This is a genomic window from Bacillus sp. 166amftsu, assembly GCF_900107445.1.
Classification (GTDB): Bacteria; Bacillota; Bacilli; order Bacillales; family Bacillaceae_G; genus Bacillus_A; species Bacillus_A arachidis.
Genome location: NZ_FNQA01000001.1, coordinates 347,902 through 365,939 on the forward strand (window position 1 = coordinate 347,902; position 18,038 = coordinate 365,939).

Annotated in this window: 32 protein-coding genes; 5 read left to right on the forward strand and 27 right to left on the reverse strand. The window is 34.8% G+C overall.

The annotated features are described in order from the left end of the window. Positions 1 to 6: 6 nt before the first annotated feature. The 16 genes from BLV40_RS29035 to BLV40_RS01965 are packed head-to-tail and all read right to left on the reverse strand — an operon-like array spanning position 7 to position 6,167. Positions 7 to 213 (reverse strand): hypothetical protein, encoded by a 207-nt coding sequence (locus BLV40_RS29035; RefSeq protein ID WP_090687232.1) that lies wholly within the window; start codon positions 211 to 213, stop codon positions 7 to 9. After that, positions 210 to 617 carry a hypothetical protein gene (locus tag BLV40_RS01895; protein WP_090687233.1) on the reverse strand — a complete coding sequence of 136 codons (408 nt, stop codon included), beginning with the start codon at positions 615 to 617 and terminating at the stop codon, positions 210 to 212. The genes BLV40_RS29035 and BLV40_RS01895 overlap by 4 nt, the downstream gene beginning before the upstream one ends. Positions 618 to 654: 37 nt before the next feature. Next, complete coding sequence (locus BLV40_RS01900) at positions 655 to 1,152, reverse strand: dUTP diphosphatase (RefSeq protein ID WP_090687234.1); 498 nt, start codon at positions 1,150 to 1,152, stop codon at positions 655 to 657. Continuing rightward, positions 1,152 to 1,523 carry a hypothetical protein gene (locus BLV40_RS01905; protein WP_211482099.1) on the reverse strand — a complete coding sequence of 124 codons (372 nt, stop codon included), beginning with the start codon at positions 1,521 to 1,523 and terminating at the stop codon, positions 1,152 to 1,154. Before BLV40_RS01905 ends, BLV40_RS01900 begins: the two co-directional genes overlap by 1 nt. 14 nt (positions 1,524 to 1,537) lie before the next feature. Then, positions 1,538 to 2,011, reverse strand: coding sequence for a sugar ABC transporter substrate-binding protein (locus BLV40_RS01910; RefSeq protein ID WP_090687236.1), 474 nt, complete (start codon positions 2,009 to 2,011; stop codon positions 1,538 to 1,540). A 26-nt stretch (positions 2,012 to 2,037) separates the two neighbouring features. Beyond that, a complete protein-coding gene (locus BLV40_RS01915) occupies positions 2,038 to 2,205 on the reverse strand; it encodes a DUF3954 domain-containing protein (RefSeq protein ID WP_002192984.1) in 168 nt (55 codons plus the stop codon). An 18-nt stretch (positions 2,206 to 2,223) separates the two neighbouring features. Beyond that, positions 2,224 to 2,583: a cell division protein SepF gene (locus tag BLV40_RS01920; protein ID WP_090687237.1), complete on the reverse strand. Its 360-nt coding sequence runs from the start codon at positions 2,581 to 2,583 to the stop codon at positions 2,224 to 2,226. Positions 2,584 to 2,623: 40 nt separating this feature from the next. Then, positions 2,624 to 3,070: a hypothetical protein gene (locus BLV40_RS01925; RefSeq protein ID WP_090687239.1), complete on the reverse strand. Its 447-nt coding sequence runs from the start codon at positions 3,068 to 3,070 to the stop codon at positions 2,624 to 2,626. Continuing rightward, positions 3,067 to 3,357 (reverse strand): AbrB/MazE/SpoVT family DNA-binding domain-containing protein, encoded by a 291-nt coding sequence (locus BLV40_RS01930; protein ID WP_090687241.1) that lies wholly within the window; start codon positions 3,355 to 3,357, stop codon positions 3,067 to 3,069. The genes BLV40_RS01925 and BLV40_RS01930 overlap by 4 nt, the downstream gene beginning before the upstream one ends. A 19-nt stretch (positions 3,358 to 3,376) precedes the next feature. Next, a complete protein-coding gene (locus BLV40_RS01935) occupies positions 3,377 to 3,571 on the reverse strand; it encodes a hypothetical protein (protein WP_090687243.1) in 195 nt (64 codons plus the stop codon). 2 nt (positions 3,572 to 3,573) lie between these two features. Continuing rightward, positions 3,574 to 4,437, reverse strand: coding sequence for an ATP-binding protein (locus tag BLV40_RS01940; protein WP_090687245.1), 864 nt, complete (start codon positions 4,435 to 4,437; stop codon positions 3,574 to 3,576). Further along, entirely contained in the window at positions 4,379 to 5,254 is an 876-nt protein-coding gene (locus BLV40_RS01945) for a phage replisome organizer N-terminal domain-containing protein (RefSeq protein ID WP_090687247.1), read from the reverse strand. The genes BLV40_RS01940 and BLV40_RS01945 overlap by 59 nt, the downstream gene beginning before the upstream one ends. A 5-nt stretch (positions 5,255 to 5,259) precedes the next feature. Next, positions 5,260 to 5,436 carry a hypothetical protein gene (locus BLV40_RS28345; protein ID WP_090687250.1) on the reverse strand — a complete coding sequence of 59 codons (177 nt, stop codon included), beginning with the start codon at positions 5,434 to 5,436 and terminating at the stop codon, positions 5,260 to 5,262. Between the two features lie 29 nt (positions 5,437 to 5,465). Next, positions 5,466 to 5,630: a hypothetical protein gene (locus tag BLV40_RS28350; protein ID WP_090687251.1), complete on the reverse strand. Its 165-nt coding sequence runs from the start codon at positions 5,628 to 5,630 to the stop codon at positions 5,466 to 5,468. A 56-nt stretch (positions 5,631 to 5,686) separates the two neighbouring features. Beyond that, positions 5,687 to 5,887, reverse strand: a complete 201-nt coding sequence (locus BLV40_RS01960; RefSeq protein ID WP_000284332.1) for a helix-turn-helix domain-containing protein — start codon at positions 5,885 to 5,887, stop codon at positions 5,687 to 5,689. 58 nt (positions 5,888 to 5,945) lie between these two features. Then, on the reverse strand, positions 5,946 to 6,167 hold the full coding sequence (locus BLV40_RS01965) for a helix-turn-helix transcriptional regulator (RefSeq protein WP_090687253.1): 222 nt from the start codon (positions 6,165 to 6,167) through the stop codon (positions 5,946 to 5,948). A gap of 220 nt (positions 6,168 to 6,387) precedes the next feature. Between BLV40_RS01965 and BLV40_RS01970 the strand changes: the two genes are divergently transcribed. Continuing rightward, complete coding sequence (locus tag BLV40_RS01970) at positions 6,388 to 6,756, forward strand: helix-turn-helix domain-containing protein (RefSeq protein WP_090687255.1); 369 nt, start codon at positions 6,388 to 6,390, stop codon at positions 6,754 to 6,756. A gap of 15 nt (positions 6,757 to 6,771) precedes the next feature. Here the strand turns inward: BLV40_RS01970 and BLV40_RS29575 are convergent, their stop codons facing one another. From BLV40_RS29575 to BLV40_RS01980, 3 genes are all read right to left on the reverse strand, one after another. After that, positions 6,772 to 6,900 carry a hypothetical protein gene (locus BLV40_RS29575; RefSeq protein ID WP_280138863.1) on the reverse strand — a complete coding sequence of 43 codons (129 nt, stop codon included), beginning with the start codon at positions 6,898 to 6,900 and terminating at the stop codon, positions 6,772 to 6,774. Positions 6,901 to 7,019: 119 nt separating this feature from the next. Beyond that, positions 7,020 to 7,169: a hypothetical protein gene (locus tag BLV40_RS28355; RefSeq protein ID WP_090687256.1), complete on the reverse strand. Its 150-nt coding sequence runs from the start codon at positions 7,167 to 7,169 to the stop codon at positions 7,020 to 7,022. A gap of 12 nt (positions 7,170 to 7,181) precedes the next feature. Beyond that, on the reverse strand, positions 7,182 to 8,279 hold the full coding sequence (locus BLV40_RS01980; RefSeq protein WP_090687258.1) for an AimR family lysis-lysogeny pheromone receptor: 1,098 nt from the start codon (positions 8,277 to 8,279) through the stop codon (positions 7,182 to 7,184). Positions 8,280 to 8,716: 437 nt separating this feature from the next. Here BLV40_RS01980 and BLV40_RS01985 point away from each other — a divergent pair, with 437 nt between their 5' ends. Next, positions 8,717 to 9,061: a helix-turn-helix domain-containing protein gene (locus BLV40_RS01985; RefSeq protein ID WP_090687259.1), complete on the forward strand. Its 345-nt coding sequence runs from the start codon at positions 8,717 to 8,719 to the stop codon at positions 9,059 to 9,061. A gap of 89 nt (positions 9,062 to 9,150) precedes the next feature. Here the strand turns inward: BLV40_RS01985 and BLV40_RS29580 are convergent, their stop codons facing one another. From BLV40_RS29580 to BLV40_RS02000, 4 genes are all read right to left on the reverse strand, one after another. Then, a complete protein-coding gene (locus tag BLV40_RS29580; protein WP_280138864.1) occupies positions 9,151 to 9,279 on the reverse strand; it encodes a hypothetical protein in 129 nt (42 codons plus the stop codon). After that, positions 9,266 to 9,424: a hypothetical protein gene (locus BLV40_RS28360; RefSeq protein WP_170833597.1), complete on the reverse strand. Its 159-nt coding sequence runs from the start codon at positions 9,422 to 9,424 to the stop codon at positions 9,266 to 9,268. Before BLV40_RS28360 ends, BLV40_RS29580 begins: the two co-directional genes overlap by 14 nt. Positions 9,425 to 9,670: 246 nt before the next feature. After that, positions 9,671 to 9,976 carry an STAS-like domain-containing protein gene (locus tag BLV40_RS01995; protein WP_090687262.1) on the reverse strand — a complete coding sequence of 102 codons (306 nt, stop codon included), beginning with the start codon at positions 9,974 to 9,976 and terminating at the stop codon, positions 9,671 to 9,673. After that, a complete protein-coding gene (locus BLV40_RS02000; protein WP_090687264.1) occupies positions 9,967 to 10,869 on the reverse strand; it encodes an ATP-binding protein in 903 nt (300 codons plus the stop codon). Before BLV40_RS02000 ends, BLV40_RS01995 begins: the two co-directional genes overlap by 10 nt. Positions 10,870 to 11,097: 228 nt before the next feature. On the opposite strand from BLV40_RS02000, the gene BLV40_RS02005 reads away from it, so the two are divergent. Together BLV40_RS02005 and BLV40_RS02010 are read left to right on the forward strand one after the other, a co-directional pair. After that, positions 11,098 to 12,228, forward strand: a complete 1,131-nt coding sequence (locus BLV40_RS02005; RefSeq protein ID WP_090687266.1) for a site-specific integrase — start codon at positions 11,098 to 11,100, stop codon at positions 12,226 to 12,228. Positions 12,229 to 12,362: 134 nt separating this feature from the next. Continuing rightward, positions 12,363 to 13,604, forward strand: coding sequence for a nucleotidyltransferase (locus tag BLV40_RS02010; protein WP_139265445.1), 1,242 nt, complete (start codon positions 12,363 to 12,365; stop codon positions 13,602 to 13,604). 26 nt (positions 13,605 to 13,630) lie between these two features. On the opposite strand, the gene BLV40_RS02015 is transcribed toward BLV40_RS02010, so the two are convergent. Next, complete coding sequence (locus tag BLV40_RS02015; RefSeq protein WP_090687269.1) at positions 13,631 to 14,656, reverse strand: SepM family pheromone-processing serine protease; 1,026 nt, start codon at positions 14,654 to 14,656, stop codon at positions 13,631 to 13,633. Beyond that, the gene (locus BLV40_RS02020; RefSeq protein WP_090688280.1) at positions 14,649 to 15,440 is read right to left on the reverse strand and encodes a patatin-like phospholipase family protein; all 792 of its coding nucleotides are present in this window, start codon (positions 15,438 to 15,440) and stop codon (positions 14,649 to 14,651) included. Before BLV40_RS02020 ends, BLV40_RS02015 begins: the two co-directional genes overlap by 8 nt. 114 nt (positions 15,441 to 15,554) lie before the next feature. Between BLV40_RS02020 and ylbJ the strand changes: the two genes are divergently transcribed. Further along, entirely contained in the window at positions 15,555 to 16,787 is a 1,233-nt protein-coding gene (gene ylbJ, locus BLV40_RS02025) for a sporulation integral membrane protein YlbJ (RefSeq protein ID WP_090687271.1), read from the forward strand. Here the strand turns inward: ylbJ and coaD are convergent. Further along, a complete protein-coding gene (gene coaD / locus BLV40_RS02030; protein ID WP_026590229.1) occupies positions 16,779 to 17,270 on the reverse strand; it encodes a pantetheine-phosphate adenylyltransferase in 492 nt (163 codons plus the stop codon). The genes ylbJ and coaD overlap by 9 nt on opposite strands. Then, positions 17,267 to 17,833: a 16S rRNA (guanine(966)-N(2))-methyltransferase RsmD gene (gene rsmD, locus BLV40_RS02035; RefSeq protein ID WP_090687273.1), complete on the reverse strand. Its 567-nt coding sequence runs from the start codon at positions 17,831 to 17,833 to the stop codon at positions 17,267 to 17,269. The genes coaD and rsmD overlap by 4 nt, the downstream gene beginning before the upstream one ends. Positions 17,834 to 18,038 lie beyond the last annotated feature (205 nt).

An 18,038-nucleotide genomic window follows, 5' to 3' on the forward strand; every position in this document is an offset into this window, starting at 1 on the left:
TTTATACTAATCTTCATCAAGTTCCGTAACAGTTAAATAGTTTCTAGCCCTCTTCCTCTTTGCCAATCTCCTTTGATACGCCTGCGTAGTGTAAAAGTAGACTGTTTCGGGAAGTACGCCCATATGTTTAGCACACTCCAACATGGTCCCGATGCATATGAGTGATTCACCTTTATAGACCACATATTCTTTTGAACTTGTTATGACACTCATTGTTCATCCTTCTTAAATTCCCTTAATTTTTCTTGCATTTCCCAAATACTTGAATGCACCTTCTTAATTTCTTCCTTCAACCCTTCTGGAACTTCTTCCACGAGTTCTAGCACTGTATTTGCCCAACTCATAAAGTGTGTTGCATGCCCCATGTATGCTAACGCTTGAAATACATAATCATCTTCTTTACCAATTGCTTTTAAATTTTCTAAGTTCGGACGATGATCTAACACGTTATCCGAAAATCCACTTCCATCGTTACCTAATGCTTCATTAATTGCATGCTGTATACTATCCGGTCCCCATTCTGAATATGCCTCGAAACATTCATACACCGCTTGTGGAGTCCACCCCTTATTAATAAGCTCTTTACATTTTTCAACCAACTCTTCATAAGTTTTCATAACTCTCACCCTCACTTTTCATAAAATTCAAATTTGATTAATAACCATTACTTAGTCGCTCATAGTTAACTTTATTTTTAACGAAATATGAATCCATCATTTCTTGTTGACTCATTCCTAATTTATAACCAATAGCAATCAAAGCTCCTAATGCCTTCGCATAATCGAAAATACAAGAGTAGTCTGTCTTATACATGCATCCAAACAACTCATGAAATCCACTGCTTGATCCTGTGAATTTATTTGCCAATCTGAAATGTCTGTCCGATCCTACAATTAATTCAACGTGTCCATATTTATTGCCAAGTGATGCTACAAAATGCATACAATCCGCCCATTCATCACGTTGCTTTGCTTTATTGTTTCTTTTGTTCTTTTTCCAATGCTTAAAGTACTCAATTTCATTTGCCAACTCACTTAATTCGACATATAAAGCGTGTGTAATATTTGCTGTTAAACTCTTACCTTCTAAGCCATGAACCTCAACAATCTTACAATCTAGCTTGTCTTGCGCTTCGAATACAGTTGCTAACATTACTTAATCCCACCCTTCGCTTCTGCTAAAAACTGAGTGACTTCATAAACACCATTTTGTATTTGTTCCACTTGTTCTTCACCAACTTTTGCATATATTGGTGGATCATATTTACAAACGTACTTATTTGAAATATCAGCAATCATCATTGCGTAATTTGATATATCACTGCATTGTCTTATGATATTAGCGGATAATACAGAGTAGTTAGCTGGTAGCTCTTCAAACAAACCATTTAATTCATTTAGATTTCTATTTATTTGTGAAGATAGAAAATCAACAGTGCAATCTTCCCAACCTGTTTTATGATTATTTTCCTGTAACCTACTTTCCATATGTTCCGCAAACCATTTAACTTCTTTTCTAATCATTTTCTCATCTCTCCTTATGCCACTTGTACGGGCTTATTTTGAATACCACTTAACATATCTTCCAAGCCTAATTGATCTAATATAAGTACAGCTACTTCAATTTGATGCCGCTTTAATTTTCGTGATATCTCTGCAATGTTAATACCTCTATCCCACATTTCTTGAAATAGAATTACATCTTTTTCATTCCAAAGGAAATTCGCTTCTTCTAATGCGATATATAGTGTTAGAGGGAACTCGTGGTTCCCTTTATTCTTAATAAGCTCTACACTTGTATCTCCTATCCCTTCAGAGCGACCTCCGATCTTATAGTTATCTGCCTGATCTAAAATCAACACAGCCACTTCCACCTGTTTTCTTTTCAATCGTTTTGCCATTTCCGATAAACTAACACCGTTATTCCACATTTCACGAAAAAGAATTACTTGTCTCTCATCCCAAAGAAAATTCACTTCTTCCAATGCGACATGTATTTTTAAAACTGTCACCCTGTTCACCTCTTCTGAAAGAATGATTATTTTATCTTTTCAGTAAACTTAGTATCCACACGATCAACTTTCCCGTTTACCCAAACCGCAACCTGTTCACCGAATCCGCTCACTGGTGGATTAACTGCTATTACATTTCCATCCTTAACTACATAGAGCTTATTGCTTGTTACATCGATTTCTATTTTTTTCATATGTCTATCTCCCTCTCACTACCGCATGTACTCGACAACATCAGGTTTAAATCCACTTCCTAAATAAACACTTACTGGAATAGCTTCTTTTTTATCTCTTGCTGCCTTACATAATTCTTCAGCGGCTTCCCAGTTAAATAGCTTGTCCAGTCTGCGTTGAAACCGCCAAATTGCCATTGTATATTGTTCAAAGATGTCATACCGATCATCTTGTTTTGTAGTGCGAGGTAATTCATCCGTACACTTTGCATTTTTAGGAACCTGGACACGTACATCTGTATATGTAACTCGCCCAGCTCCCTTCTTTACATTAGCTTTCGTTATATCAAATTGAATGATTTCTGGCTCTACATCGAAGATATTTAACTGTTTCACCATTTTTACACCTACTCTTTTAATTAGATTAGTAATCTATTGGCTACACCGCATAAACGCCTTTTCTTGTATCTTTGATAATCTGTTCGTCTTTATCAAAATAAGCTATTTCGAATCTTGGATCACAGTCACAACCGTGTACATCTCCATCGAATATGACAAGTAAATTATTTTTACAATTCCCTATGATTGTTCCCATGCGCCCGACAACTTCAACTCTCATTCCAACATACACAAAGTCGATTTTACGTTTCTTACACATCCTACGGAATGCCACTTTATTACGAGGTGATGGTGTTATACTATGAACTCCTAAGTTTTCACATTTTACAAATTTCATAAATTCATGAGCATTCATTGTGAGAAACCTATGTTTGAATTTAAGAAAATACTCATATTTTGCTTTTACATCAGTACCAGCAACAATGATTTCTTCACATGGCCAAGTATCAAAAACAGTGCTTATTTTGAACTTGAATTGAATAATCATTTACGAATCCACCCCTTCGTTTCTCCTTCTTGAAGAATAAGGTCCATTAAGATTTTTGCTCCTTTCTTACTAAGAGCAATTCGCCCATCTAACAACTCCACATTGTCTTCAGAAAGCTCACCTGTTACTAGGCAAGCTTTCTCATGTTTTCTTAAAACAATGTCTTGATTATCAACATGAAACTCCATTGACGTTCCTTCGACAACTCCTAATGTTCTGCGCATTTCAACTGGAATAACCACACGACCAAGCTCGTCCACTTTTCTTACGATTCCTGTGCTTTTCAATATGACTCCCCCTTATTTATTAACTAGCCTGTTGCTGATTTTGAGCTTCTACTTTCTGCATTTCCATTTCGGAATACTGTAACCATGCTTCCCATCGTTCTGAATATGTCGCTTCATTTAATTGAGAAATTTCACAAGTACAAGATTCAATTGCTAACGCCCCATTGAATGGTTCTGTATAAATAACACCTTTACCGTTGCATAATGCACACATTGTTATTGCTCCTTTCTGAAATTTCGTAATCTATAATTGTCGCCATGCATTTCTAACATTTCGGCATTTTCCATCATCCGACTAAAATCACGCTCTCCATACATTCCTGCTAATTCACCGATTGTAAAATTAGTAGTAAATAAAGTACTTTTACCTATACGACTATCTACGATTTCATTTGTCTTCGTTTGTTTCCAAGTGACGCCTTCCTTATCTTTCTCCGTGAATTCCGCTCCAAAGTCATCGATAATCAAGACATCAACTTTTGCTAGAAGGGACATAAGCTTGTCCTCTGTCATTTCACTGTTTTTATTCCAAGTGGATTTGATTTTGGTAAATAGCTTATTCATTTGAATAAACATTGCACTGTGACCTTTTTTCATAAGTTCCTTAGTGGCTGCCACACATAAATGACTTTTTCCTACTCCGTAATCACCTGTAATAATCATGCTTGTTGGTTCTTCTTTATTGAATGAAGTAACAAAATTCATAATCGTTTCTTTCGCATCAGCCAATTCCTTTTTAGGTGGTACATAATTTTCAAACGTAGCTTTTTTTAACTTGTCATTTATTAAGCTGTTATCAGCAAATGAATCATATAAATGAATGATTTCATTTTTCTTTTTTATAGCTAGTGTCTCTACAGCTAATTGCTGGTCTTCTTTTTCTACCGATCTACATTGAGGACAAAATTCCTCATTTGTTTCTGTATCTATCAACATGCGTTTACTGCAAACATCTTTTAAATTTTTTTTTCCTACTAAAAATACATTCGTACATCTATTAGGCGACAATACATATCTTTGACTAGCGTTTCTTGAAGTCGTATTTGTCGATGAAGCTACTATCTTTTTTATTGCTTGCATTAGTTGGACCTCCTTTAAAAACTCCTTTTCGTTGTACAGGTTTTTCATTTAAATAACTTTCGAATTTAGTTCCAAATAACGTGATAGGTCTCAAATAGCCACTCATTTCCGTATTATCAATCCATTGTGAAGCCTTGATGTCAATTACCTGTTGAAAATGAGTTAATCCGAACCCCTCTTTCCATCTTGCTCTAATTAAATCCTGTGTTTTTTTAGATGTATGTTTATAATTGGTTTTTGCTTTCATATTGAGATACTCAACAATTTCTTGATATGGAATAGATTGAGCGCTGTCCTGAATTATTTTAGGACTATGTTTTTCTTTTAAATCTTTATCTAAATCTTTATCTAAATCTTTATCTATGTCCGTGACATCATCGTGACTTGTCCCGTGACTGTCACGTGACACACCTAATTTCAGTTGTTTTTGTTTGGCTCTTTGCTTTTGTTTGCGTAATCTATCTTGTTCTTTAATTTGTTCTAACTTATCTAAACTCTGATGTTTTCCCCAATTAACAACATTAATGTAATGATTTTCATCGATATGAATCATTCCAAATTTTTGAAAGGTGCTTAGTGCCATCCGAACTGTATTTAATGGTCTATTAAAAATAGTTGCTAGCATATCTTCCGTGTAAGGTATATTTTCATTTAGAAAGATGTAACCACTCGCATTTATCTTTCCTGCTTGAGCTAATAACTTGACCCAAATAATTAATAACGTGTCTGCTTCTGGCATACTCTCAATAATTCGTATTTTTTCATCTTCAAACATGGTAGTTGAAAGTTTAATCCATTTTACGTTTACTTCCGACATAGTCCTTACCTCCTTATGCAAACTGCAATATGTGCTTGTCCACTTTTGGTAATCCGTTGAATTTCGTAATGCGAATAACCAACACCGAAATACTGTTCAATCATTTGTTTTAATTCATCTTTGCTTTTTGCTAAGTCCCAGAACTTATTAGGTAATAGCACTTGATATTCGATTAGATCCACGTACCATTTCCCTACTTTCCGTGATATACTTATAACAACTTATGTTTTTCAAAGGACCCATTGCCGTGGGTCTTTTTATTTTGTTCTACGTCACTCCAAGCCCATTGTTTTATTGGTTCGTAAGTAATGTAAAGCAACCATGCAATACATGCGATAAATATTCCAAATACAGCTACCGATGTTGTATCTTCCACTACATCACCTCCTTATTGATCAAACGGTAATTTTTTTAAAAATCCGAAATTTAATTTTAGCTAGCATTTGCTCCCACCTTTTGTGCTTCTACCCATTTAAGGAAATCTTCTGCTTTAACCCGTTTGCTTTTCCCAATCACAATTGTTGGGAAATCCTTTCTCTTCATAAGTGCGTATGCTGCTGATCGAGAAATATTTAAGAATTCTTGTACATCCTCTGCTTTCAGTGAGAATGGTAATTGTTTTATTTGGTACATGTTTTTTAGCTCCTTTTCATTTTTCATATAAGCCTTACTAAAATTGAACTTTTTAAAATTAAGTTTGATTTTCTTGAACTTCAACACCTGAAAAAAGGTTATATATGTCTTCTTCTAATATTTGTGCTATTTGCATTGCATCATCTAATGCTGGAGTTGCGTAACCAGTTTCCCAATTACTGATTACCGTTTTCTGTTTATTTATCAACGCTCCTAGTTGTTCCTGGGTAAAATTTTTACGCTTACGAGCTTTAATTAAATTATGTCGTTTCTTTCCCATGATGACACCTCCTAAAATCCAACTTTCTTGAACTTGTTACACCTATTATATATCCAATTTTTTTGTACTGTCAATAATAATATTTGAGTTTTTTGGACTTTTAAACAAAATTTTAAAAAACTAATGCAAAACTTTTACAAACAAAGTACAATTTAGTTGTACTTTTAAATTCAAAATACAGTTTACAGTTTTGGATATAATATATATATGGGGTGAGTTTATGACTATTTTAGGGCAGAGGATAAAACTTTCTAGAAAACAACGTGGATTAACACAAGATGCATTAGCATTAAAAATAAAAGAAAAGATGGATACGGAAACTAAAGTAACAAAAACTACAATTTCTAATTATGAAACAGGCTATAGTTCGCCATCTAATGAAACTTTAGTTATCATTTCAGATGTATTAAATGTATCTGTTGATTATTTATTAGGCCGATCTGATGATCCGGAATTAAATGCAGTTCAGTTCACTGAATTAAGAAAAGAATTTAACGAGCTAATTGACATGTTAGAAAAAATGCCAAAAGAAAAACAAGATATGTTATTGGATATGATGAAGGCTGCTGTAGGCCATAACAAAAAATGATTGTCAGCAATTAGGCTAACAATCATTTTTTTCTTTTCTAACTATATTTTTTATATTTTCTACCAACTTTTTTTCATTCTCATCTGTAGTTAATACTCCTAATTTTAACATTTCCCATAATGTGCTCTCTAGTACATTTTTCATCGTCGGTTCCCCCATCATCCTTATTTATTCAAAAATATCAAAATGTAGAAAATGAATAACCCCTTAAACGTACGAAATGCCATTGCACCCTTAGATGCAATGGCATTTTCATTTATTTATTATCCTAAAGTACCTGGATCCATTTTCATTAATTGTACTTCTTTTACTTTTTCTGCGGCTTGATTATCTTTACTCGGTACCGATCCAATCGATAACACTGATAATGCGAGCGTACATGCAATAACTACACAAGCAACTATTTTCTTCATCCTCACTATCCCTCACTTTAAGATATCAAAAATTTTTATGTAGAATAAGTTTCCTTCTTTTAAAAATCGATGATATGCTTTTCTGCGTAAGTCTTCATCCTTCGTTGCAATAGATAAGTAAAAATCTTGAATTGCAGTTCGATTACTAATTTGATTTAATATTTCGCAAGCTTCATCGTTTTTGTTTTGATTAATATACTGTAACGCAATTTCAGCATTATCATGTATATATTCTGATTTTACATGAACATTATGAATAATACAACAAAAAGCAGTTGTATTTTCCACTAATTTTCTTTTCAGTAATGATTTGTTATTTTTTATCTTCTTTAATTCCGAAAGCGATAATTCAAAAAAATACAATGCTTTATCAGGATTACTGAAAATATAACTCTCAGCAAAAATACTAAGTGCTGTAGCTTTCAATAAACATGGAATCTCTTGTTTCTCTAGCACATGCTGTAATAATTCTCTTGCCGTTTTTACTTCGTCTTGCATTAAACTTGCGTATGCACAGATTATATTTAATTCTACTTCGTTTAAAGTCTTTTCTAAACCTTTTGGCATTTCATCAATTTTCTCCTGAATAATTCCTTGGAGAACTGTTAATACATTATATGCCCCTAAATCAAAATAACCATATACGCTTAAGGTATTCACAAGAATATTCACACCTGTTTTATTTAAATTCACTTTTGTACGTAATGTTTCGATTTCTTTAAGAAACGCTCCTGATCTTAATGAGTGAGTTTGTCTATCTAAACAAACTCGGAATATATCTCTGTAATTATTAGTTACAGATTGTTTGTAATCTTTCTCCACAAGATCTTGAAGTAATTCTGTATAACCTGACTGATATAAATAATACATTGCAGTTCTTATATCTGCTTCTTTATCTGTATACTTTAAAAATTCTTGAACCACTTCCATCTTCTGTTCTTCAGAGTCAAGACCACTCAATATCTTAACTAATTTTGCGAAAGTCATAGGTACTTTTCCATTCAGTGTTTTCCATAAATTTGACTGCGATAAATTTGTGATTTTTGAAAGCTTAACTGAATTTAATTCATCATCTAAAACAATACTGCTTAAACTAGATACTTTATTCATAACGAAGCCTCCTTTGAACGCGAGACACCTTCCCTGAATTTTCTCAATAGAAAAACTATACCATTCAAGTTTTTTCAAACTTTATATGTTATACTTGTGCTGACTCATGGCAAGTGTTTTCCCTACCGTATTAGGGGAACAGCATAAGAGTGGCTGCACACTACTTTTGCTGCGCTATGGGTCTTTTTTGTTCTTATTTTTATATTTAAAATCAGTTTATCACAAGATTTAGAATCTTCGTTCTATTTATAGTCAAATCATGTTGAGAAAGTTTTTTTTCGAAAAATCTTTTTTTCACTAAGAATATTTTACCATTAAAAGAACACTTGTTCTAGTTTATTTTTAAATATAATCCAAAAAATTAAGCAAACATAATATTTGAACCAAATTACTTGGTATATATAGTCTAAAAATAATGCCTTATTTATAATAAAGGCATGAATACATTTGGAGAAAATTTAAAAAAATTTAGGAACGCTCGCGCTTTAACACAAGCTGAATTCGGAGATAAAGTCAAATTAAGCCGTAGTCAGATAAGTAATTTGGAAACTAATTTTAATGAGCCTGATTTGGATTCGTTAGATCGTATCGCGTCATTCTTTGATATCTCTGTCGATACACTAATGGGCCGGAAATTCAAGACAAGTGAAAAGCACTTAGAAACTGTTCTAGATGAAATTCAAACGGTTTTCGCAGGCCTGGATGAATCCCAACGAGAACAGTTCTGTAAACAACTCACTTTTTACACGCAGTTCTTAAACGAGAAAAAAGAATTGTTATGAGTCGATTGTAGTAGAAAACATTTCCAATCGCAACGGTAAAAATTAACAAATTTTTATCAACAAAAAAAGAGAGCCTATTGCTCTCTTTTTTATATTCCTGTTCCTGGGTCTTTTATGTATCCGCCACTGGTGTCTTTTGTATACCCTCCACCTAGATTTGGATCATATATCAATCGACTTCCGCCTAGACCACCTGGATCAAAGTTATCTTTTCTCATTTCTCAAACCTCCTGGTTCTTTTCTCCATCTACCACCTGGATTTATTGTATATCCTCCACCTGGTCCCGGGTCGAAAATCCCCATTCCTGTACCTGGATCGGAAATCACCTTTGAACCACCTGAATCTGTTATGCACCTTTTCATTTCGTAATCCCCCTTTTCTTATACACATGTACTTGGACCAGTAATTGTCTTCCAACCACCGCCGCCTGGTTCATTGTGCCAACCTACACCAGGATCAGCAACTTTATGACCACCAGGTTCTTTTGTGAACTCTCCCATGTTACCCCCTCCTTTATATAATATATAGATATTGTATCCCAGTTCTTTTATATCTGTAAATTAAAGAAAAAAGAGCTATATTAAATAGCTCTTTTTAGTCAAATCTCTCTAAGCGGTTACTAAGTTTTTTCTTTCATTTACCTCAAAATTAAATCTACTTTTTATCATTTTATTAATTTGCGCTGTTGAGTTAGAAAAACCTAAATGTGCTTTTATGAAAGAAAATTCATAGTCATTTAACAATTCGATAAATGCAGTATTTACAAAAGATGAATTTAATGCTGTTACTCCTTTGAATGATACTATCACTTTCTCATTTTGTTTAAAACTATGCCTGATTAAATCTTGAATGATTTGTCCGTCGTCATTTGAATAGCATCGTTCTACATGATCTAAAACATTAATTAATCCCATTCGCCGAAGTCCTCCTCATCTGATATTATATTTTCTATATTATCGGCCTTTAATTTCATTTGAATTAAAGTACCTGGATAATATGATGGTGATACATTATATTCTACATCACTGTCAGTGTTTCCTGCTTTACAAGTTAGTATACCATGGTTAGAGTGGATATACACTTCACCACCAAGGTCCTTAACAACATTATCAACTAATGTAGCTAAACCAACCCCTCTGTTTCTTGGAGTACTTCTTGTAGAAAATCCCGCAGTGATCGCCATATTTAGAGCTTCTCCATCATCCATTGAAGGATATTCCTTTTGTATATTATGCGGAATACCGACACCGAAGTCAGAGATAGTGATATGTACTGTGTTTTCGCCATCTTTATTCGGGTAGTGTTGCGCGAAAATACAACCTGTATTTTCTTGCGCGTGATCCCTAATATTATTGAAAATTTCTTCCATGGAAACCGTTATATTTTTAACAGATTCAACAGTTACATCTAATCTATTTGCAAGCCAAAAAGCGAACCTACCGCGTAAGAATTGATAACTGTTTGCATATGACACCAAATTTAACGGGATGGTTGTGGGCCTCAAACCTGCTTGCTCTCTTAATTTTTCTCCAAAGTATTGCTCAAAAAATAGAGAATCATCCAAATACCTAACGGCATCCCTACCATCTATACTTCTTGGCAATATTTTATCGCATGTAACACCATTTTTATTTAACCACTCAAATAAATTTCCTAGTATAGTTACACCAGCAGGCTCAATAAATTTTAGTTTTCGGAAATTAAATGTAATTTCTTCAGCTTTAGGTTTTAAATCCTCATCAATTACCGCTTCTAACAATTCATACATTGTACTGCGATTAAAGCGCTGTGGAACCATTACTTCCATACTTCGTAACCCACCCATCTTCTATATCTTATACATGGCAATATGTATTTTATGTCTTTCTCTATTATAGCTTTTTTGTCGGATATTGGAACAAATAAATGAAATAGATGGCTTAATAAACATCAAATTATACCTTTTACAAAAAATACGCTAACATGCTATCATTCTTATACCACTACCACATTCACAGCTTGTATTTAGAAAACGATTATGACGAGGTGAAAAATCATGGCATACTTTCGTAAACGTGGTGAGAAGTGGTCTTTTACTATGGATGTCGGCAAAGACCCACTCACAGGTAAGCGGAAACAAATCACTAAAGGTGGTTTTAAAACAAAGAAAGCTGCACAAGAAGAAGTGGCTAGAGTAACAAATGATTTAGCAAATGGAGATTATGAGAATAGTGATATTCGCTTTTCTCAGCTCGTAGAAATCTGGATGCAAGAGAAAGAATCATCATGTAGACCATCAACATTGTATCAATACAAACGCATTCTACGCTCACGTGTTATGCCTGAATTTAGCGAGAAGAGGTTGTCAGATATAAAACCTCTGACTGTGCATAACTTTCATCAGAAGCTGCTTAAAGAGGGTCTAACTACAAAATACATTTCATCCGTTGATGTTATGTTAAAACAAATCCTTGATAAAGGTGTAGAGCTAGAAATGATTAACTCTAATCCTGCTAAGAAAGCAAAGCGGCCGAAAGTAAAAAAGAAAGCGCAAGCTAGTTGGACGGTTGAAGAAGCAATGAAGTTTATGGAGTATGCAAAAATACAAGGAAGCTACTATATTGCATTTGTTTTAGCTTTGCATACAGGCATGCGTATCGGAGAAGTGTTAGCTTTACAGTGGAATGATATTAATTTTGAAAACAGGATTATTCATGTACAAAGAACGTTAACGCTTGTGGACGGTAAGTATGAACTAGGTGAAACAAAAACCGAAGCATCCAATCGTATGATTCCAATGACGGAAGAATTAATGGGAGAGTTGTTAGAATATCAAAACCACAAAAAGGAAAATTCTTTCGACCTATTAATTTGTACAAGAAATAAAAAAATCGTGCATCCATATACGATACGTTATCAAATGAAAGCTTTGTGCGAAGCAATTGACGTACCGTATATTAGATTCCACGATATCCGAAGAACGTTTACAACCATTTTAATCGATTCTGGCGCAAATGCAAAGGTTGTTTCAAAATTACTTGGTCATACAAATGTTTCTACAACTTTAAATATTTATACTGATGTTTATGAAGAACGTCAAATTGAGGTAACTGAAATGCTAGGAAATGTACTAAAAAGTGGTCGAAGTGGTCAAAAAGTGAGCAGTGAAGAAAAACAAGAGGGTTAAACCCTGCGACGTAAGTGATATAATGCATTTATAGTGTAAGTTTTTTCTTTACACTATAATGAAGTCATTATAGGAAATAATATATAGATTATCATGTTTTCAGAAAAGATGCTACATCGAAAGGAGAGATTATCATAAAGGCTAGTGGTATTATTGTGGAATATAACCCCTTTCATAACGGTCATGCTTATCATGTGCAACAAACAAAAAAGTTAACACAGTGCGACATTACAATCGCTGTCATGAGTGGACCATTTTTACAGCGCGGTGAACCAGCTCTCGTATCAAAATGGCAGCGAACCAAAATGGCTCTAGCTGGGGGCGTAGATCTTGTTGTTGAACTCCCTTATGCATTCGCAACACAAAAGGCCGAAACATTTGCTAGCGGAGCTATTTCTATTTTAGATGCGCTTGGCGTTTCTGAAATTTGTTTTGGCAGTGAGGATGGAAAAGTTCAAAATTTCTATAACACCATTTCGTTACGCCAAAAAGAAAATGATACTTTCAATCAACTTGTACAGCAATTTATGGATAATGGAAACAGCTATGCAAAAGCAACTTCTCAAGCCTTCTTCCATATCTTATCGGACAGCAATACTGTTGATATGTCACAGCCAAATAATATATTAGGCTTACATTACATTGAAGCAATTCTTTCCCAGAAAAGTTCAATTCATGCACATACCATTGAAAGATTCGCATCTCATTATCATGACGAAACCTTTCAAGATAACCATATTGCAAGTGCCACCAGCATTCGCAAACAATTATTTAGTGAAAATGATTCATTCACAACCATTTATCCCTTTGTACCAAATTTTACTGCATCTTTTTTAGAAAGCTATAACCAAACCTATCACATGCTACATTGTTGGGAGAAGTATTTCCCATTTTTTAAATACAAACTTTTGACAATGTCTTCCAAGGAGCTACAACATATATATGAGATAGAGGAAGGATTGGAGCATCGTATTTTATCAAAAATACATAATAGCTCTTCATTTCTTACTTTCATGGAAGCGTTAAAAACAAAACGTTATACATGGACTAGATTACAACGAGCGTGTACACATATTTTAACGAATACAACAAAAGAAGAAATGGAGAAGGCGCATACAGAGCAATATTCACCATATATACGTTTACTTGGTATGTCACAAAAAGGACAAACTTATGTTTCGAAACATAAAAAAAATCTAGGACTCCCTCTTCTTACTCACACAAAGACATTCAAGCATCCTGTTCTAGATATAGAGCGAAAAGCAAACGCTGTTTATTTTTCAGTGCTACAAGAACCGCTACGTACAAAATGTATACAAAAAGATGTAACGCAACATCCTATTCGGTATGATGAAACAATAAATACCTTTTTATAAAAAAGTAAACCTCTCTTGCGAGAGGCTTACTTTTTTTCTGACATTTTTTCTAAGTATGTTAATGCATCATCCAATGTATCTACTGGTACAATTTTCATCTTCGTCTTAATATCTTTTGCTGCTTCAAGCGCTTCTTTATAATTCGATTTCGATGCCCCTTTTTCATTTGGAGCAAAGAATATTTCTGCACCCGCATCACTAGCTGCTACAACCTTTTGCTGAATACCACCTATAGGACCGATTTCTCCCTTCTCATTAATTGTTCCTGTCCCAGCAATTTCATGGCCTTTTGTCATGTCTTTTTCAACTAATTGATTATAAATTTCTAATGTAAACATTAATCCCGCCGAGGGCCCACCAATTTCGTGCGAGTCGATTTTCACTTTTGGATCTACTACTAATTCTCTTTCAGTGACAATAGAAACTCCGATTCCCACACGCCCCTTACCATCAGGAATTTGTTTTAATGTTAACTTTTCCTCAAAACGTTTTCCATCTCGAACATATTCAATATGTACTTCTTCCCCTTCTTTTTTCCCTGCCATGTGCGCAGTAAATTGGTCTATCGTTTCAAAAGGCTGACCGTCAGCAGCGACAATTACATCTCCCAGTTTTAATTTTCCTTCAGCGGACATATTCTTTGCAATCCCAGCAACTAATACTCCTTTATTTTGAAAAGAAACTGGACGATTCGCACGTTTATATGCATTATAAATCGCTGCATTTTGTGAATCTTTCATTGCATACGCTTGGCGGAATTGGTATTCCTCATCACTCTCACCTTTTTGCAAAATTTCCTCTGCTTTAGAAATGTGATTATATTTATTAAATTGGGCAGCTATTAAGTTTACAACATTCGCTGGCCCCATTGAAACTGTCACAAGCATAAAATCACCTGATTCTTTCTTTCCACCATCAACTTGTACATATGGTTCTAATTTCGCAGCCATACCTGGCTTTGTTACATAATACGGAAGGCGTACGTAGACAAGTAACATCGCCAATATAACTCCAATTAAAATTGCATATATAAACCGAAAACGCTTAAACATTATTTTTCTCCTTCCACTGCTCAATTAATAAGTAAATTTTCTGAATATGCTTCTCCGCCTCTTCTTCTCCAACTCGAATAATGTCTTCAATATGGGTAAAAGCACGAGAACTAAATTGTTCTACTGCCGGACGCATCATTAAATCCGAAGCAATTTGCCGATTGACAACAAGTTCATGCTGCATAATTTCAATGCTCTGCATGATAACATCATAAATGGATGTAATTTCTCCGTTCACCTTAATAGGCGATACATCTACAGCAATCACAATATCCGCACCTAGCTCTTTTACGACAGATACAGGAATACGATCAATTACCCCACCGTCCACTAATAAACGACCATCTATTTTCTCAGGTACAAACACTCCTGGCACAGAAATACTTGCTCTGACCGCATCAGCAATAGAACCGCTTGTAAATACAACTTTTTCCCCCTTTAAAATGTCAGTGGCCACAACTGCAGTTGGGATATCTAACTCTTCTAATTTTTTATTATATGTAAACATTTTAATCATATCTTTTACACGCTTTCCAGAAATAAAGCCCATTTTGGGTACAGTAAAATCCAAATAGTATTTTCGTTTAAATAATGTAGCCATTCGATAGAGCCTCTCTACGTTGCAACTCGCTGCATAAAATGTACCAATCAATGCCCCCATACTACTTCCGGCAATCATATGGATAGGGATATTCGCCTCTCGTAACACTTTAATCACACCGACATGCGCGAAACCTTTCGCACCTCCAGATCCAAGAGCTAAACCTATTTTCGGTTCCTTCATTTCTCTCACCCTTAAAATTTTTTTGTCCTCTTTTTCATACTTATGGTCTAAACTCACCATGTATCCACGTATACTGAAGTGAACGTTTTTGGGACAAAGGGGGGCTACGTTAAAATGTATGAAAAATGGAAAACAGCTTTTCTCACCATAACGATGATATTTCTAACATTTTCTCTCGTACTTCACCCCCAAGCCGCTTTGCAAGCTTCTATTCGCGGATTAAATATATGGTGGGAAGTTGTCTTTCCTTCGCTATTACCTTTTTTTATCGTTGCGGAGCTTTTAATTAGTATAGGTGTTGTAAAGTTTATCGGTGTTATATTAGAACCGCTTATGCGCCCACTCTTCCGTGTACCTGGTATTGGAGGCTTTGTTTGGGCAATGGGGATGGCTTCTGGCTTTCCTGCGGGCGCCAAATTAAGTGCCAGACTAAGGCAAAGTAACCAGCTAACTCAAATAGAAGCAGAACGGCTCGTATCATTTACCAACTCTTCTAATCCACTATTTATTTTTGGAGCTGTTTCTATTGGCTTTTTTAACAATCCAAAATTAGGTTTTATATTAGCTACTGCACATTACGTTAGCAACTTTACTGTCGGTTTACTTATGCGTTTTTACGGCAACAACAATACTTACATAAAGGAAAAACAATCCATTCAAAAACGTCCCTTACAGCACGCTTTTTCAATCCTCCATGAGACACGTTTGCAAGAGAACAGACCAATTGGAAAACTACTTGGTGATGCTATTATTTCCTCTATTCAAACTTTACTCATGATTGGCGGATTTATTATTTTATTCTCCGTTTTAAATAAAATGATTACCGTCTTCCAAATCACAACAGCACTAGCTCTTATTATGCAACATATTTTAACATTCTGCCAACTATCGCCACACTTTAGCATCCCCATCTTGTCAGGGCTTTTCGAAATGACACTGGGTAGCCAAATGATTAGCCAAACCAATCATACTACAATTCTTGAACAAGCAATGGTCACAAGCTTTATCCTCGCATTTAGCGGCCTTTCTATCCAAGCTCAAGTGGCAAGCATTTTAGCCGAAACTGATATTCGCTTTAAGCCTTATTTCTTTGCAAGAATTATCCAAAGTATTCTCGCCCCAATATACACCTTTATATTTTGGGTACCACTTTACGAAAAATTACATTCTTTTTCACCAAATCAACAAGATATTCCGGTTTTCTTATCAAATCAGTCTTCTATTCTTACAAAGGCTTGGGATATATTGCTTCACTACGGCCCTACTTTTACACTATTTTGTTTATATCTATATGTTATTTTATTATTCTTACGCATAATAAATAAAGAAAAACCCCGTTCATCTTAACGGGGTTTGAAACTTTTCTTTTAAAGCGCGCTCTACAACAGAAGGAACAAGACCAGCTACATTCCCACCATAACGAGCCACTTCCTTCACAATGCTCGAACTTAAAAATGAATATTGATTATTTGTCATAATAAAAAATGTTTCAATGTTTTCATCTAACTTACGATTCATTGATGTAATTTGCATTTCATATTCAAAATCAGAAACCGCACGTAAACCACGTAAAATCGCGTTTGCATTACGCATTTTTGCATACTCAACTAACAGTCCGCTATGCGAATCAACTTTTACGTTTGGAATATCTTTTGTTGCTTCTCGAATTAGCTCTAGACGCTCTTCTACTGAAAAAAACGGTTTCTTAGAAGAATTATTTAAAACAACAACATATACTTCATCAAACACCTTTGCGCCCCTTTTAATAATATCCAAATGTCCAAGAGTTATTGGATCAAAACTTCCTGAAGAAATTGCTATACTTGTCATTCGGTCTCCTCACCTTCATACTTATAAATCGAAATCGCCGTAATACCATAATTTTCTGCTCTTACCTTTACAAGTCTACCTATCGTCTCAGGTAAGACTATATCATCCCCATGTTCTGCCATAATCAATCCATCTTCGTTCAATACTCCATGTTGGTCCATAACACTAATTAACGAAATGATTTTTTGATCTTTGTATGGTGGATCTAACAGTATGAGATCAAATGATAATTCACGCTTAATTAGCGCCTTCAAAGCGCGCTCTGCATCATTTCTATACACTTCAGCTTGATCATGTACTCTGCAGCTTTCTAAATTTTGATGAATTACCTTCACCGCTTTATTATCTCGATCCACAAAAATAGCTTTGTCAATCCCTCTGCTAAGTGCTTCAATCCCAAGTCCTCCACTACCTCCAAATAAATCGAGAGCAACTCCTCCCTCGAAATAAGGACCAATCATATTAAAAATGGCTTCTTTTACTTTATCTGTTGTTGGTCGCGTTGTATTACCTGGTACAGCCTTAAGTGGATGCCCTTTACATTTTCCTGAAACTACTCTCATTCGCTGTCACTACCTTTATTTCAATCTATCGAGCGATTATTACAAATACATATCCGCTTTGGTAATCGCTATCAAATCCCAATATTTCCTGGTTATTTTCCCATTAAAGGATAACCTAATCCGCTACCTATTAAAAGAAAAAACACTTTATTTCTTTTAATAGCCATCATTGTATGATCACTTTCCAGTATCCAATATGTATATT

Coding starts and splice junctions, on each gene's coding strand:
- BLV40_RS01925 (WP_090687239.1), bottom strand. CDS start 3,070: ATGATTATTCAATTCAAGTTCAAAATAAGCACTGTTTTTGATACTTGG.
- BLV40_RS28360 (WP_170833597.1), bottom strand. CDS start 9,424: ATGAAAAGGTGCATAACAGATTCAGGTGGTTCAAAGGTGATTTCCGAT.
- BLV40_RS01980 (WP_090687258.1), bottom strand. CDS start 8,279: ATGAATAAAGTATCTAGTTTAAGCAGTATTGTTTTAGATGATGAATTA.
- rsmD (WP_090687273.1), bottom strand. CDS start 17,833: ATGAGAGTAGTTTCAGGAAAATGTAAAGGGCATCCACTTAAGGCTGTA.
- BLV40_RS29035 (WP_090687232.1), bottom strand. CDS start 213: ATGAGTGTCATAACAAGTTCAAAAGAATATGTGGTCTATAAAGGTGAA.
- BLV40_RS01965 (WP_090687253.1), bottom strand. CDS start 6,167: ATGGGAAAGAAACGACATAATTTAATTAAAGCTCGTAAGCGTAAAAAT.
- BLV40_RS02000 (WP_090687264.1), bottom strand. CDS start 10,869: ATGGAAGTAATGGTTCCACAGCGCTTTAATCGCAGTACAATGTATGAA.
- coaD (WP_026590229.1), bottom strand. CDS start 17,270: ATGACAAGTATAGCAATTTCTTCAGGAAGTTTTGATCCAATAACTCTT.
- ylbJ (WP_090687271.1), top strand. CDS start 15,555: ATGTATGAAAAATGGAAAACAGCTTTTCTCACCATAACGATGATATTT.
- BLV40_RS02005 (WP_090687266.1), top strand. CDS start 11,098: ATGGCATACTTTCGTAAACGTGGTGAGAAGTGGTCTTTTACTATGGAT.
- BLV40_RS29575 (WP_280138863.1), bottom strand. CDS start 6,900: ATGAAAAATGTACTAGAGAGCACATTATGGGAAATGTTAAAATTAGGA.
- BLV40_RS01940 (WP_090687245.1), bottom strand. CDS start 4,437: ATGCAAGCAATAAAAAAGATAGTAGCTTCATCGACAAATACGACTTCA.
- BLV40_RS01935 (WP_090687243.1), bottom strand. CDS start 3,571: ATGTGTGCATTATGCAACGGTAAAGGTGTTATTTATACAGAACCATTC.
- BLV40_RS01905 (WP_211482099.1), bottom strand. CDS start 1,523: ATGATTAGAAAAGAAGTTAAATGGTTTGCGGAACATATGGAAAGTAGG.
- BLV40_RS01915 (WP_002192984.1), bottom strand. CDS start 2,205: ATGAAAAAAATAGAAATCGATGTAACAAGCAATAAGCTCTATGTAGTT.
- BLV40_RS02015 (WP_090687269.1), bottom strand. CDS start 14,656: ATGTTTAAGCGTTTTCGGTTTATATATGCAATTTTAATTGGAGTTATA.
- BLV40_RS01900 (WP_090687234.1), bottom strand. CDS start 1,152: ATGTTAGCAACTGTATTCGAAGCGCAAGACAAGCTAGATTGTAAGATT.
- BLV40_RS02020 (WP_090688280.1), bottom strand. CDS start 15,440: ATGAAGGAACCGAAAATAGGTTTAGCTCTTGGATCTGGAGGTGCGAAA.
- BLV40_RS01960 (WP_000284332.1), bottom strand. CDS start 5,887: ATGTACCAAATAAAACAATTACCATTCTCACTGAAAGCAGAGGATGTA.
- BLV40_RS01985 (WP_090687259.1), top strand. CDS start 8,717: ATGAATACATTTGGAGAAAATTTAAAAAAATTTAGGAACGCTCGCGCT.
- BLV40_RS29580 (WP_280138864.1), bottom strand. CDS start 9,279: ATGAGAAAAGATAACTTTGATCCAGGTGGTCTAGGCGGAAGTCGATTG.
- BLV40_RS01895 (WP_090687233.1), bottom strand. CDS start 617: ATGAAAACTTATGAAGAGTTGGTTGAAAAATGTAAAGAGCTTATTAAT.
- BLV40_RS28355 (WP_090687256.1), bottom strand. CDS start 7,169: ATGAAGAAAATAGTTGCTTGTGTAGTTATTGCATGTACGCTCGCATTA.
- BLV40_RS01970 (WP_090687255.1), top strand. CDS start 6,388: ATGACTATTTTAGGGCAGAGGATAAAACTTTCTAGAAAACAACGTGGA.
- BLV40_RS01995 (WP_090687262.1), bottom strand. CDS start 9,976: ATGGGATTAATTAATGTTTTAGATCATGTAGAACGATGCTATTCAAAT.
- BLV40_RS01945 (WP_090687247.1), bottom strand. CDS start 5,254: ATGTCGGAAGTAAACGTAAAATGGATTAAACTTTCAACTACCATGTTT.
- BLV40_RS01920 (WP_090687237.1), bottom strand. CDS start 2,583: ATGGTGAAACAGTTAAATATCTTCGATGTAGAGCCAGAAATCATTCAA.